Source organism: Xanthomonas hortorum, assembly GCF_040279205.1.
GTDB classification, from domain to species: domain Bacteria; phylum Pseudomonadota; class Gammaproteobacteria; order Xanthomonadales; family Xanthomonadaceae; genus Xanthomonas; species Xanthomonas hortorum_F.
Genome location: NZ_JBEOLS010000005.1, coordinates 65559 through 78877, shown reverse-complemented (window position 1 = coordinate 78877; position 13319 = coordinate 65559). Strand labels below are relative to the sequence as shown.

Below are 13319 nucleotides of genomic sequence, written 5' to 3'. Positions count from 1 at the left end.
CAAATTTCTGTATTTATCCACTGGACGTTGCCAAATTGGCATAATCTGTTGTGGGAATGTCAAGGGCAATGAGAGTTGCTCATCGTCGCTGGAATGCAGTACTGACTTAACACCCTGTTTTAGTCGAGTTCCTAAGCATTGGTGAAATTATGCGAATAGATTCTGTCTCTGTCAGCGGTTTGCTCGGTCAATCTGACATCGTTAAATATCAATTTAATGGTGATTTGAATCTGTTGACTGGAAGGAATGGTTCCGGTAAGACGACTATACTAAAGTTAATTTGGCTAATAATTAGCGGAAACGTATTGATTGCTCTGAAAGAGGTGCCCTTTAGGTCATGCACCATTGTGACAAGTGAATACAGTTGTACGGTTGTCCGTACTGGAAGAGTCAACTGCAAGATCGAGATGGAGATCGGTGGTTTACCTTATAGCTTCGAAGACGATTCGGAAGAGCTCGGTGAATTCGGGGAGGCTGCGGAAGATAAGGCGGCGTCGCACCTGAGTGTGGGAAGTTCTCTGTTTTTTCCAACATTCCGCCGTATTGAGGGGGGCTTCTCGATGACGCCCACGCAGCGGAATCGCTCTGGAAATTTTTTCAGGACTGAATCAGATATTGATGAGCCCCTTGCTGCGCTGTCTCGTAAACTCACCGAAAAGGATCACATTTTTGTTTCTGCAATTTCTACACAAGACATTGTGAGCCTTCTCTTGAAGAAGTATGCAATCTTCTCGGAGGAGATAAATGGGTTTCAAGGTAATGTATCTCGTAGTGTAATTAATAAAATAAGGCAGTACGAGAATACTCAGGGGGGAGGGCAGAATGCGGATCAGTTGCTTTCGGAGACAAGAGCCGAGATTGAGAAAATTGAAGAATTTAGATCCGAAACCATGCAGCCATTGGATGCAATACGTAGCTTAGTTGAACGCCTCTTTAGACATTCAGGGATTTCGTTTGGAAAACGTTTGAGTTTTGGTGACGCCGCTGAGGCTGTAAATAGTGAGGCACTCTCTGCCGGAGAGAAGCAGATGCTGAGCTTCATCTGTTATAACGCGTTCTATAAAGATGCGGTTGTTTTTATTGATGAGCCCGAATTGAGCCTGCACGTCGACTGGCAGCGGCAACTATATTCAATTCTGGAGTCGCAAAATTCCGGAAACCAGTTTATATTCGCTACGCACTCTCCGTTCATTTATGCAAAATATCCTGACAAGGAAGTTATGGTAGGTAGCGATAGGGGGGATTTACATGTCTGAGAGTGTGCGGCCTACGGTAGATGAGATATATCATTTATTGAAAAGAACAAGTATCCCTACTGTTTTGGTGGAGGGTAAATGTGATGTTATTTTGTATAGACGAATAGAAGAGGATTTGAAGCAGTATGGGGTTGATATTCTTCCTGCAGGCAATAAGGGGGCAGTTCTAGCTCTAAGGGAAAGAATATTGAATGATCCTGTTTCGTGTCAGGTGCTTTTTATTGTTGATAAAGATTTGTGGGTGCACTGTTCCCCGGGTCACGGGCATGACGAATTAATCACCACGGAAGGGTATTCCATAGAGAACGACCTTTTCAGAGACGGTGAGTTGGAAAATCTATTAAGCGCTGATGAGGGAAAGGTCTTTCGTGCAGAACTTGCTGTTTTTGTTGAGTGGTACGCGCTCTCTGTCAACCGGTCGCTGGCAGGTATTGAGGATGGCTTTAGAACTCATCCAAATAAAATTTTGGACAACCGCGATGAGACTGTGATGAACATGCAGTTGCATGTTGGTGAACACTATCCGCACAAATTGAAAGATGAAATAATCGCTGATTATCGTCGTGTTCTGCGTGGGAAGTCACTGTTCGCACTGTTGGTGAGGCGTCTAAGTGGAAGAAAGCGGAATACAAAGTTTGGGGTGAATCAGCTTATGGAAATCGGGGCATCAAGGCGAGGCGAGAATTATCATCGTATTTGTTCCGCTGTAAGGGCAAGGTTGGAAGGTGGTGGCTGAGATAGCGATTAGCAAAACATAATTTTTCTGAGGGCATCGCAGTACCCTTCATGTTGTTAGGGATGGTCTGATCAATACTACCCAGCGATGAGACATGTGACATCGGCACGCTGAGCTGCGCTCAGACGTTGGAATTTCCATCGTTTTCGGCGCTTTTTCGCGCAATTCCCCGGATCAAAGGCGCATCTCGGCCGCGACAGGCAGCAATTGCTTTCGCTTCATCCACAGGTTCGACAGCGCAAACAGCGTCAGCACCTGTGCCGTGTTCTTTGACCCCCCTAATAACAGGCGCATCGTAAAGTAGAGACTTCGCCGACATGGGCCCCGTCATCACGAGGAGTCAAGCAATGAAGAAGTCACGCTTTACCGAGGAGCAGATGGCCTACGCGCTCAAGCAGGCTGGGTTGGGGATGGCGGTCGGCGAGATCTGTCGAAAGATGGGAATTGCCGAGGCTACGTTCTACGTCTGGCGCAAGAAGTACGGCGGCCTGGGCCCCTCTGAGCTCAAGCGATTGCGGCTACTGGAAGAGGAAAATCGGAAGCTGAAGCAGCTGGTGGCAGACCTGAGCCTGGATAAGGCGATGCTGCAGGAAGTCGTTACAAAAAAAATCTAAGGCCTGCCCAGCGACGCACCTGGGTAGGACAGCTTCGTGAGCGCTTTGGGGTCAGCGAGCGGCATGCGCTGCGGATCATGGCGATGTCGCGCTCGGCGTTTTCCTACAAGGCCAAGGCGCGCGATTGCAGCGCCATTCGTCAGCGGATGCGCGAGATCACCCAGACGCGCGTGCACTACGGCTGTGAGCGCGTTTTTGTGGTGCTGCGTCGCGAAGGATGGCGGGACAATCACAAGCGCGTCCACCGAATTTACAAGGAAGAAGGCCTGTCTTTAAGGCATTGCAGGCCGCGCCGCAGTCGCAGCGCACGGCGACGTCAACCGCTGAAGATGGCCACTGCACCGAATGCACTCTGGGACATGGATTTCGTGAGTGATGCACTGTTCGATGGTCGCCGTTTCCGATCGCTGACGGTGGTGGATCACTTCACGCATGAGTGTCTGGATATCGTTGTTGACCAATCGTTGAAAGGCGACGACGTCGCCGATGCGATGACGCGACTGGTGGCGCAGAGAGGCAAGCCTGCGGCCATCAAGGTGGACAATGGGAGTGAGTTTGCCGGCAAGGTCATGGATCGGTGGGCGTATGAAAACGGGATGGAGCTGGACTTCTCCCGGCGTGGCACACCCACCGATAACGCCTTAGTGGAAAGCTTCAACGGACGCCTGCGGCAGGAGTGTCTCAACGCGCATTGGTTCTTGTCACTGGCCGACGCACGGAGCAAAATCGAACAGTGGCGGCGCTTCTATAACCAGGAGCGACCCCACAGTGCACTGGCATGGAAAACCCCTGAAGAATTCGCCCGAAAATACGGGTCCCAAGCGAATTCCCAGGCGCCAAATCAGGCCGAAATCTCTACTAGCTAATGGCCCTGGATTCGGGGGGTCATACCTGTCTTGCCATGCTTAGCGGGTTCATCGAGCAGCTGCTGCAGCGCAGGTGGCCACTTCGCGTGCTTTTGCTAGTGCATAGACCAAAACGGCCAGATTCTTTTGCTGGCAGGGAGGTTGCGCATGGCAGAATACGCGCAAGCTTAAAAGGGGAGCTATCGTGATTGAGTTCTGTCCGCTCGAGGCGGCTTGGGGAAACTTGGCTGATTGGGCTGCTGTTGTGGTCGGTGTCGGCGCGGCAGTAGCAACCACAGTGGTTGCAGTTCTCGCTCACCGTACGTCGAAGCGTGCGGCTGAAATTGCAGAGGAAGCGACAAAAATCGCAGCGCAGCAGCATGATGAGTTCATCAAGACCCGAGAGGCAAACGGAAAAATTGTTGGACGGGTACTGGTTCATGAGGTTTCTCAGCTTCCAGTTGAGCTTTTCGCATTGCGAGAAAGCTGCAAGCGTGTCCTCGCTCGTGGCCTTCCAAGAACGGAAGCTGAAGTCGAATTTTTGGAAAAAATCCTCAAAAGGGCAGCGAGGTCGTTTCTTCGTGGGACGGAGCAATCGGAAGATCGATTGCATACTCTTCCCGATACGATTGGTAACGATTTGGCTGTTCTTATCGGATACAACCGATCGCTCAACGAGATGAGCGCTGAGCTTCTGAGTTTTATAAAAATCAACACCTATGCCAATCAAGAGCCTTCGACGGTAAAGGTTTTCGGAGGTAAGCTGGAGCAAATTGAACTTTTGCAGAATTATCTGGAGAAGTTCTCCACATACTGTGTTGGTGTAGTCAATGAGCTGCGTGTTTATGTGGGAGCTGAGCCCGCTGATTTTTCTAAGTTCGATGTGGATAAATCCACCAGCTGATTTCATGGTGTCACCCCCTGGTACCATCAGGTAGATCGCGTCCACGCGATCACGCAGCTGCAGGCACGCGCGGCCGAGCTGTTTCGTTACGTTCCCCTGATCGTCCTTCGTACTGAAGTGAAGGTTGGCGTGTGCATATTTGGCGCGCTAGTATGATGGTGGCGGAGAATGCGCCAGATGAGGACGGTCCCACCGCGCCACGGCTAGAGCCTCTGTTGCGCTCAGGCGCGTGTTGAATGTGCTGTGGCTTCAAGCGGCTTTTGGCCGCTTTCATGACAATGAGGGAAATCACTGTCAGCCTCTCGTAAAATTGATCCAGCCACAGTTAGAGGTCTCCGGGCACACTAGCCCCCAAGGAGACCAACGATGCGAAAAGCAAGTTCACCGAGAGCCAGATCGTCGCCACTCTGAAGCAGGTCGAGGGCGGCCGCCAGGTCAAGGATGTCTGTCGCGAGCTGGGCATTTCCGAGGCCACGTACTACGTCTGGACGTCAAAGTACGGCGGCATGGAGGCCGCTGATGTGCAACGCCTTCGCGACCTGGAGACCGAGCACGGCAAGCCATGCACTGAAGGATGTCATCGCAAAAAAGCTGTAGACCCAGCGCACAAGCGCCCGCTTCTGGCCTGGATCATCGAGCAGCATGGCTGTAGCGAGCGCCGGGCCTGTTCGGTGCTGGGGTTCCTCGCTCGACGGCACGCTATCAGCCTCGTCCTGCTCGGGATGATGAGGTTATTGCGCTGTTGTCCGAATTTGCCGAGCGTTTTCCTGTGCGTGTTGAGAGCGACTTGGTCCTGGCCGCAAGCGCAATCAATGTGCTGATACAAAACATCGTTGGCTCCAGCATCAATATCTTGTCTGCGCCGCGGCTGCCAGGGCGGCTATGCGGTAAGTAAAATCATGTCTTAAGGTAGGAAGGTTGCATGCAGCACTTCCGTGCCTACCCATGCCGCACCACCCGCACCCCCACCGGCCTGGCAAACTTATCCATCGCCACCGATGAGATACGGCTATGACGCAGCAGGCTACCAAGCTGTTCGGGAACGCCCAAACGTTGATCGACTTCCGGTTCGAGCACGGTGCGGCGGCGTTTACGCCGGTCGGCTTTGGCAAAGCGCAGGCGGTTGTACTCGGCCCAGCCGACGGTGGTGATGGCGCTCATCAGTGCGATCACCGGCAGGGCGCCCAGTGCGAATGGGTCCAGTGCGTTGTGCTTGAGATAGAGCTCCGTATAGGCGCTGCGCAGGCCGAAGAACCAGGCGATCAGCGTTGCCAGTGGTGCCCACAGATAGAAGTAGACCATCCAGGCGCCGGCGGTGGCGGCGCCGTAGGCGAGGCGGCGCGAGCGGCCGAGGCGTTGCGGCAGGTTGATGATGGGCGGTGTCATTGGATTCCTCGGTCGGGGCTTTTCCAGCGGGCGCGTTTGCTGCGACGCGCGAGCAGGGCACGTGGGAAGGCGATGACGGCGGTGAGCATGCCGATCATCCAGAAGGCGACCGGATACCAGATCACCCAGAAGAACTGGCGCGCCAGGCCTTTTTCGTAGCGGCGTTCGATTACCAGGCTGGTGGCGAACTGCATCAGGCACACCACTGCCAATACCAGGCCATGCCAGCGCGGCAGGATGGTGTCTATGTACAACGCAGGCGGCATGGCGATGAACTTGCCGAGCAGCCACAGCACGATGATGAAGAGCATCGTGTAGGCCCAGGCCAGGCTGAGCGCGTATTCCAGCAGCACGCCCCACATACGTCGGCTGCGCCAGGACAACACGCGGCGGCCATGGCTCTGCAACACTTCCACGCCACCGCGCGCCCAGCGCAGGCGCTGCATCCACAGGCCGCGGAAGGTCTCCGGCATCAGGATCCAGCACAGCGCATTGGGCTCGTAGCGGATATCCCAGTCGTCGAGCTGCAGACGCCAGGAGATGTCGATGTCTTCGGTGACCATGTTGTCGGACCAGAAGCCGACGTGATGCAGCGCCGAACGGCGAAACGCGCAGATCACGCCCGACACGGTGAACAATCGTCCGTAGACCCGCTGCGCACGCTTGATCAGCCCCACGATGGCGGAAAATTCGCCTACCTGCATGCGGCCCATCAGCGTGGTGCGATTGCGCACGCGCGGATTGCCGGTGACGCCGCCGACGCGTGGGCCGGAGATCAGGTGGCCGACCATCCAGCGCGTGGCATTCGGGTCCAGGATGGCGTCGGCATCCACGCACACCAGATAGTCCGAGCGCGATGCCAGCGTGCCCACGCGCAGTGCGTTGGCCTTGCCGTGGTTTTGCTCAAGATGCACTACGCGCAGGCGCGGATGCTGGTGGGTGAGATCGTCGAGCGCTTCGGCCGTGTTGTCGCTGCTGCCATCGTTGATGGCGATGATCTCGAAATCCGGATAGTTCTGCGCACTCATCGCGGCGATGGTTTCGCCAACGTGCTTGGCCTCGTTGTAGCAAGGCACCAGCAACGACACGAACGGCTCGCTGGACAACGGTGGCGGCGATGAAGGACCGGGCGTGCCGCGTTCGCGCCGCAGGTAGTAGTACGTGCCGCCGATCATCCAGAAGAAGGCCATGATGATCGGATAGAAAAACGCGAAGTTGAACAGGGCGCCCAACAGGAGGCTGGTCGTCATCGGTTACCGCTCGATATAAGGGAATTGCCGAGCCGACATGGCCTCGCGCGCTTCGGGAAGAGACGGGTGGCCGCCGATGAAGTCGTCGGGGTAATACGCCAGATGCCGCACGCCCGCAGCCAGAAGCAACTTGGTGTGTTCGAGCAGCAAACCGTCGGGCAGCGGCTTGCCGGTGCGCCAATCCACGGTCTGCAGTTCGAAGATGGTGTTCTCGAAGCCACGCGGCTGCTGGCTGACACGCTGCGCCAGCTGCTGCAGCCAATGCTGCGGGTCGTTGGCCTGTTCCATGTACGGCATGGCCATCAACGCGGTGTAGTCGTAGGCCGAAGCAAACGCGTCCAGGCGCTGCGCAAACCAGGCTTCGCTCTGGGGCTCCAGCACTGGCTGCGCGAACAGGTTGCGCACCGTCACCAGCTTGGGACGCCAACGTTCGGCGGCCGCTTTAAGTTCCTGTGTGAAGCCGATCAGCTGATGCGTGCGTTTGGCCGGATCGCCATTGCCGTAAGCAGGTACTTCGTCGTCGCGCAGGTAAGCATCGTCATGGAACAGCAGGCCTTCGAAATACGTGTTTGCGGCAAGGTCTTCGTAAATATCCGCGACCAGCTGATGCGTGCGCGGATTGCCCGGATCCAGGCGCGGCACATCCTTGGCGTCCTTGCCGCGAATCTGCAGTGCGGCCTGCTGCTCGGCATCGGGCAGATGAAAGCCCAGCACCGGCAGCCAGGCGAACACGCGTACGCCTGCACGGGTGCGCAGCTGCCAGGCGACTCGCCCGAACAGATCCGCGCGCATCGGCAGATGCCGGTTGGGGAAATACAGCGCATCGGCTGCGCCATCGCCATCCGGGTCGGCGAAGGCCTGCAGGAACACATGGCTGGGGCCGATGTCCTTGACGCGCTGGACCAGGACGTCGAGGTTGCGTGCCAGTTGCGCCGGATCCGGGTCGTAGACGTAATCCAGATCGATCTGGATCGCACGCAAGCCATCGCGCGACAGATCGCGTCGCAGTTCGCCGGCCAGATCGCGCACATCCGGATTGTTGAACAGCAACAGGCGGCCAAGGCTGGCCAGCGATTGCCCATCCACGCGATCGCGGCCTTGTTGGCCGATATCGGCCTCGTGCGAGCGGCCTTCCAGATCGAAGCTGAGCGTCATGCCCAGTTGCGCGGCAATGGCGTTGCTTGCACGGTTGTACGCGGCATACGGCCACACCATGGCACGCGGCGGTTTGCCCAGATGCGCCACGATGGCGTCGCGGCTATGGCGCAGATCGGTCTGGATGCGCTGGCGATAATCCGCTTCGCTCTCGTAGCCCTTGCCTGCATCCCAGTGACGGGTGACCGCGGCAGGCGTCTGATTGCCGAACGGATTGCCGGCGATGCCTTTGTGCAAGTCATCGCTGTGCGAGCCGATTTCGATCAAGCCGCTGTCCTGCATCTCGCGCAGTTGCGCCCAGGTGACGAAATCATCGTGAGTGAAATCGCGATGGCCGTAGGGCACCACTTGACCAACCGGTAATTCGACCCAGCTGGTGACGGGTGCGACCAGCGCGGGATAGCCGTAGGCCTGCAATAACGGAAACACACGCGTGTAGACGCTGCGCAAGCCGTCGTCGAAGGTGAGCAATACCGGCCTGGAGGGCAGGGCACGCTTGCCGGCACGTGCGTCCAGCACTTGCTGCACGCTCACCGGGTGGTAGGCATGCGAGCGCAGCCAATCCAGATGCGCGGCGAAGTTGCTGGTGGACACCGCATAACGATCGGGATCGCCCTTGGCGGCGACGTCGTCGCGAATATCGTGGTAGCTGAGCACCAGCAGGCCCGCCTGCGCCGATGACGCAAACGTCATCAGCAGCAAGGCGACCAGCAACAGCGGCAGGCGGATCAAGGCGTACCTCCCCATCGGAAATCCAGGTCAAATCCAAGTTGTTGTTCGCGCTGGCCGTCGTAGACCGGGCGCGACCAGCTCACGCCATAACTCAGCGCACTGCCGTCGCCCAGCGACCACAGGTGCCGATAGGCCGCGCTGGGCACCCACTGGCTGCCGAAGCCGGATTGATAGGTCGGCCCGGCAGTGACTTCCAGCCGCTGCCGAAAGGCGTAGTCGTAGCGGCGCCAACCGATCTGATCGATGCGCACGCCGGCGGCCACCGCAGAGCTGCGGCGCGGATTGAAGTAATTGACTGCGCGGTCGTCTTCGGCGCGTCCGGCCGAGGCGGCGAACAGGCCGTCGAGCAGCACGTGCGGGCTGGCCCACAGGCGTTGGCTTCCCGAAAGATCCAGCTGATCGCGCCGATTGCCATCGCTGTAGCGCAACTGGCGTGCCTGCAATTCCCAGCGGCTTTCGTCGTTGGGTGTCCAGCGCACGGCGGCGCCGATGCTGTCGCCGGTGATGCCGAAGCGGCGTGCCTGCAATGAAGCTTCTGGATCACGCGTGCGCCAGGCGACGCTGCCATACCATGCATCGGAAAAACGCCAGCCGGCATCCAGCGCCCAGGCGGTGCCGTCGCGATCGAACTCATCAAGCGCACGTCCGCCGTAAGCGCTGAGATCCAGCCGGTCGTAGTGGTAGTGCGTTCCCAGCCAGAAGCTGCGATAGCGCACCCGCGTGTTCTGGAAATCGGCCCAATCATCGCGTGCGCGCAAACCCACACGCCAGCCCTCGCCGAGAAACGGCGACTCGGCTTCCAGCAACGTACTGCCGAAGTCGTTGCCGAGCGGCGAGGTGCTGTTGGTCAGGGTGTCGTTGTCGCTGCGTCCGCGCGCATGGCTGAGATGTACCTGCCAGCCGCGTTGCCGTTCCAGCGAAGCGCCGAGCCGTTGCAGGCCGGCATCGTCCGGGTATTCGTTGCGAAGCGGCGCAAACGTGGCATCGGCCAGATCCAGACGGTCCAGATCGCGCTGCGCTTCCACCACGCCACTGCGGGCCTGTTTCTGATGCGGATCCAGCGTCAGCGCAACCGCGTTACGTTGCAACGCTTTGGTGGGTTGCCCTCGACGAAACTCGATCGAGGCCAGTGCGGCCTGTAGCTCTGCATTGTCGGGACCAATTGCAACGCGCTCGCGCAGCAAGGCGTCTGCGTTGCGGTTGTCGTTCGCTGCAGAGCGTGCAGTGGCCAGTGCGATATCTGCACTGAAGCGATCCCAGTTTTCGTAACCGCTGGCCGCACCGTTGCGACGCGGCCACGGCGCTTGTGTGGTCGAGAGTTTTTCGAACAGTGGCATCGCCAGATCGAAGCGTTCCTGCTCCAGCAATGCGTAGCCGAGCAGGAGCTGGGTATTGAAGTCGTTCGGGTTGTGCTGCAAGGCTTGCCGAAGCACGGCTTCGGCTTCGGCCGGGCGACGCAGGCCCATCAGCGAATCGCCGACCGTTGGCAACACATACGCGGGAACGTCGATCCCTTCGGCTCTTAATGCCTGGTAGTTGGCCACCACATCGCGATGGCGCTGACGTTGGTTAAGTGCAACCAAGGTGTCGACACGCAGCCGCGTGGCTTCCCATGTCGAATTCGGCGGTGATTCGCGCTCGATGCGGGCGACATTGACCAAGGCCTGGTCGGTCTCCGCATAGCGATGCGCGGCATCGATCGGTTCGGCACTGGTCCACCCGATCACGCGGGCAACGCGATCGTTTTCGATGCGCTCGCGTTCTTGCTGCGAGAACCAGTCCGGACGCCGCCAAACGGCCTCCGCCGCAAGCTGCGCGCTGCCGAGGTCGGTCAGCGTGATCGCACGCATGGTGTAGGCACCGCGGTCGCGTGGGTCTTGGCGTAGTACACGCTCGTAAATGGCGAGCGCATCTGCATAGCGCTGCTGGCCGCGTAACTGCTCAGCCTGCTGCATGGGAGTGTGGGCAATGGAGGCGCCAGTCACTTCTGTCGGCCGCACTTCACCGCTGTGCGCCTGAGGCACACATGCGGCAATCAAAGAGAGGCTGAGCAGGGGAGTGAGTGCGCCTTTGCGGTCAGGACAGCCGCGACGCACGTGGTTGCGTAGGCAGGAGGGAAAGGGTGTTCATTAGCGTTCCAGGCGTATGACGACTGGCGATACTGCGTATGCCCATGTAAAGCCTATGTCGTCACGGAGCTGACGAGATCTTCATCGGTTGTGTTCGCTTAAAAAGCGACTCCCATCACATTTGTGCTTGTGAGCTCGGACTTTGACCAACGTTCTGATAGCAGTTTCCGCAGTAAGCACGAGCACAGCGAGCTGCAAAACATAGGGGCCCAAGTATTCCTAAAGTCAGTAAATGAAAACTAATCGATATGCATAAATAGTCATCTCTGAAATTTCTTATTTGGCAACATGTTGCCGGATGTTCGAGTCATTGCATTGGGGACGGATGGTCGGTTTAACGAATCCGTTCTTTGGACACATCCACTTTTTAAGTGATTCAAGTCACATAATCGAAAGGGTCGGGTTTTTCTTACAGGGTGGCCCCTACACGGCACGTTGACCCGCTCTTAACGTTCCAGCAAAGTTGCGCCGCATTCGTTGTGCTGAAGGGTTGCGCCGCCGTGTTGGCGGCCAGGCACAGCGGTGTAAGCGACGGCGCGCTGAGGCGCGATCCGTCGCACAGGGGGCAGGACAGATGTGGATGCGATCGGCGCCAACGGCGCTGGCGGCTTGCCTTTGGGCTGTCGCCGGGCTGGCGGCTGCACAACAGTCGGCACCGACAACGCTGGATCGGCAGGAGCAATTGCGCCAGGCCGAGGAGATCCAGAGGCGTCAGGACCAGGAGCGTCAAGCGCCCTTCGCCGGCCCGCGTGAGGAGGCCGAGCGCGTGGACGCACGCAGCACAGTGCTGCCGAAAGAAGAACTCTGTTTCCCGATCGCCCGCGTACGCCTGTCCGGTGCGGGCGACGACGGTGCGCGCTTTGCGTGGTTGTGGGAATCGCTGCGCCGTTATGAAGGCCGCTGCATCGGTCGTGCCGGCATCGACATCATCCGCCGTCGCGCGTTGGATCAATTGGTCGCGCGCGGCCTGGTCACTACCCGCATCGGCGTGCCCGAACAGGATCTGTCGCGCGGCGAACTGCGTTTCGAACTGATGCCCGGCCGCTTGCGCGCGGTGCGTGTGGTTTCCGACACCGGTGGCGAGCATTGGAAAAGTGCATTGCCAATACGCACTGGCGATCTGCTGGATCTGCGCGCGATCGAGCAGGCGGTAGAGCAATTCAAGCGGCTGCCATCGCAGGACGCCAAGATCGACATCGCACCGGGCGAGGCGCCGGGCGAATCGGATTTGGTGATCACCCTGCAGCATGGTCGGCGCTGGCGCGGCGTGGCCAATGCCGACGACTCTGGCGTGGAAGCCACCGGGCGCGTGCAGAGCGGGCTGGATTTTTCGCTGGACAACCCGCTAGGCCTCAACGATCTGCTCAGCGTCGGCTACAGCCATGACCTGGCCACGCGCGACCAAGAGCGCGGCACGCGTGGCAACAGTCTCAGTTACAACCTGCCGTGGGGCTGGTGGACGTTTGCGTTGTCGGCTTCGTCGTATCGCTATCACCAGCGTGTGGATGGGTTTTTGCAGACCTTTCAGTCCAGCGGTGAATCCAGCAATGCGCAGCTGGATATCCAGCGTGTGCTGCATCGCGCTGGCACCAGCAAGACCTCTGCGGGCGTGACGGTTGGCCGGCGGCGTGCGCGCAGCTATCTGGATGGGGTGGAGATTGGCATCCAGCGCCGCGATACCAGCAGCGCGGAGTTCTACTTCACCCATCGGCGTTATCTGGGTGCGATGCAGCTGGACGTGCGCATCGCGCATCGGCGTGGCACGCCGTGGTTCAACAGCCAGTGGACCGGTTACGACCCGCAGATCGGGTTCCCGACATTCCGTTATGGCGTGACCACGCTGGACGTGAGCACCGCCATGCCGTTCAAACTGGGACCGGTGCCGATGGCGTGGGAAAGCAGCCTGCGCGCACAGACCGCCGGCGAGCTGCTGCTCGGTTCGGAGTTCGTCACCATCGGTGGTCGCTATAGCGTGCGCGGCTTCGACGGCGAAGCGACGCTAGGTGCGGAAAAAGGCGCTTATTGGCGCAATACCTTAAGTTTTCCGATCCAGCAAATTGGCTTGACGCCGTATCTGGGGTTGGATGCCGGCCGCATCGATGGCACCAGTGCCAGCGGGCTGCGCGGGCGCAGTCTGGTGGGCGGCGCAGTGGGTCTGCGCGGCGGTTGGTTCGGCGCCAGCATCGATGCATTTGCCGGCTGGGCGATCCATCGCCCGGATGGTTTTGGAAGTGCGCAGCCGGCGTATGGCGCGCGTGTGATCTACCAGTTCTGACATGGATCGCGCCGCCATCCGGCAGCGCGCTGTTGAT

The 13319-nt window shown here is 58.5% G+C and carries 9 protein-coding genes and 2 pseudogenes; 6 read left to right on the top strand and 5 right to left on the bottom strand.

Annotation, left to right across the window (positions count from 1 at the left end; genetic code table 11):
- The first annotated feature begins 149 nt into the window (after positions 1-149).
- A complete protein-coding gene (locus ABS769_RS03730) occupies positions 150-1256 on the top strand; it encodes an AAA family ATPase (protein ID WP_317060912.1) in 1107 nt (368 codons plus the stop codon).
- Complete coding sequence (locus tag ABS769_RS03725; protein WP_317060911.1) at positions 1249-1992, top strand: DUF4435 domain-containing protein; 744 nt, start codon at positions 1249-1251, stop codon at positions 1990-1992. Before ABS769_RS03730 ends, ABS769_RS03725 begins: the two co-directional genes overlap by 8 nt.
- A 174-nt stretch (positions 1993-2166) precedes the next feature.
- Here the strand turns inward: ABS769_RS03725 and ABS769_RS03720 are convergent.
- A pseudogene (locus ABS769_RS03720) lies at positions 2167-2271 on the bottom strand (IS5-like element IS1646 family transposase); the annotation flags it as partial.
- Between the two features lie 68 nt (positions 2272-2339).
- Here ABS769_RS03720 and ABS769_RS03715 point away from each other — a divergent pair.
- The 3 genes and pseudogenes from ABS769_RS03715 to ABS769_RS03705 all read left to right on the top strand — a co-directional run.
- A protein-coding gene (locus tag ABS769_RS03715) for an IS3 family transposase (protein WP_317060910.1) occupies positions 2340-3472 on the top strand; the annotation gives its coding sequence in 2 pieces (ribosomal slippage) (positions 2340-2601 and positions 2601-3472; 1134 coding nt in all).
- 184 nt (positions 3473-3656) lie between these two features.
- Positions 3657-4355, top strand: coding sequence for a hypothetical protein (locus tag ABS769_RS03710; protein WP_317060909.1), 699 nt, complete (start codon positions 3657-3659; stop codon positions 4353-4355).
- Between the two features lie 395 nt (positions 4356-4750).
- Positions 4751-5130: pseudogene (locus tag ABS769_RS03705) on the top strand (transposase); the annotation flags it as partial.
- 164 nt (positions 5131-5294) lie between these two features.
- On the opposite strand, the gene pgaD reads toward ABS769_RS03705, so the two are convergent.
- The 4 genes from pgaD to ABS769_RS03685 are packed head-to-tail and all read right to left on the bottom strand — an operon-like array spanning position 5295 to position 10833.
- Positions 5295-5741, bottom strand: a complete 447-nt coding sequence (pgaD, locus tag ABS769_RS03700) for a poly-beta-1,6-N-acetyl-D-glucosamine biosynthesis protein PgaD (protein ID WP_176341808.1) — start codon at positions 5739-5741, stop codon at positions 5295-5297.
- Positions 5738-6991: a poly-beta-1,6-N-acetyl-D-glucosamine synthase gene (gene pgaC / locus ABS769_RS03695; RefSeq protein ID WP_317060908.1), complete on the bottom strand. Its 1254-nt coding sequence runs from the start codon at positions 6989-6991 to the stop codon at positions 5738-5740. The genes pgaD and pgaC overlap by 4 nt, the downstream gene beginning before the upstream one ends.
- A 3-nt stretch (positions 6992-6994) precedes the next feature.
- Positions 6995-8893, bottom strand: coding sequence for a poly-beta-1,6-N-acetyl-D-glucosamine N-deacetylase PgaB (gene pgaB, locus ABS769_RS03690; protein WP_317060907.1), 1899 nt, complete (start codon positions 8891-8893; stop codon positions 6995-6997).
- Positions 8875-10833: a tetratricopeptide repeat protein gene (locus tag ABS769_RS03685; protein WP_317060906.1), complete on the bottom strand. Its 1959-nt coding sequence runs from the start codon at positions 10831-10833 to the stop codon at positions 8875-8877. Before ABS769_RS03685 ends, pgaB begins: the two co-directional genes overlap by 19 nt.
- A 748-nt stretch (positions 10834-11581) precedes the next feature.
- Between ABS769_RS03685 and ABS769_RS03680 the strand changes: the two genes are divergently transcribed.
- Positions 11582-13282: a ShlB/FhaC/HecB family hemolysin secretion/activation protein gene (locus ABS769_RS03680; protein ID WP_317060905.1), complete on the top strand. Its 1701-nt coding sequence runs from the start codon at positions 11582-11584 to the stop codon at positions 13280-13282.
- The last annotated feature ends 37 nt before the right edge of the window (positions 13283-13319 follow it).

What these genes read in the sequence shown, in the direction of transcription:
- ABS769_RS03685 (WP_317060906.1), bottom strand. Translation starts at nt 10,833, where the DNA reads ATGCAGCAGGCTGAGCAGTTACGCGGCCAGCAGCGCTATGCAGATGCG.
- ABS769_RS03730 (WP_317060912.1), top strand. Translation starts at nt 150, where the DNA reads ATGCGAATAGATTCTGTCTCTGTCAGCGGTTTGCTCGGTCAATCTGAC.
- ABS769_RS03725 (WP_317060911.1), top strand. Translation starts at nt 1,249, where the DNA reads ATGTCTGAGAGTGTGCGGCCTACGGTAGATGAGATATATCATTTATTG.
- pgaB (WP_317060907.1), bottom strand. Translation starts at nt 8,893, where the DNA reads ATGGGGAGGTACGCCTTGATCCGCCTGCCGCTGTTGCTGGTCGCCTTG.
- ABS769_RS03680 (WP_317060905.1), top strand. Translation starts at nt 11,582, where the DNA reads ATGTGGATGCGATCGGCGCCAACGGCGCTGGCGGCTTGCCTTTGGGCT.
- pgaD (WP_176341808.1), bottom strand. Translation starts at nt 5,741, where the DNA reads ATGACACCGCCCATCATCAACCTGCCGCAACGCCTCGGCCGCTCGCGC.
- pgaC (WP_317060908.1), bottom strand. Translation starts at nt 6,991, where the DNA reads ATGACGACCAGCCTCCTGTTGGGCGCCCTGTTCAACTTCGCGTTTTTC.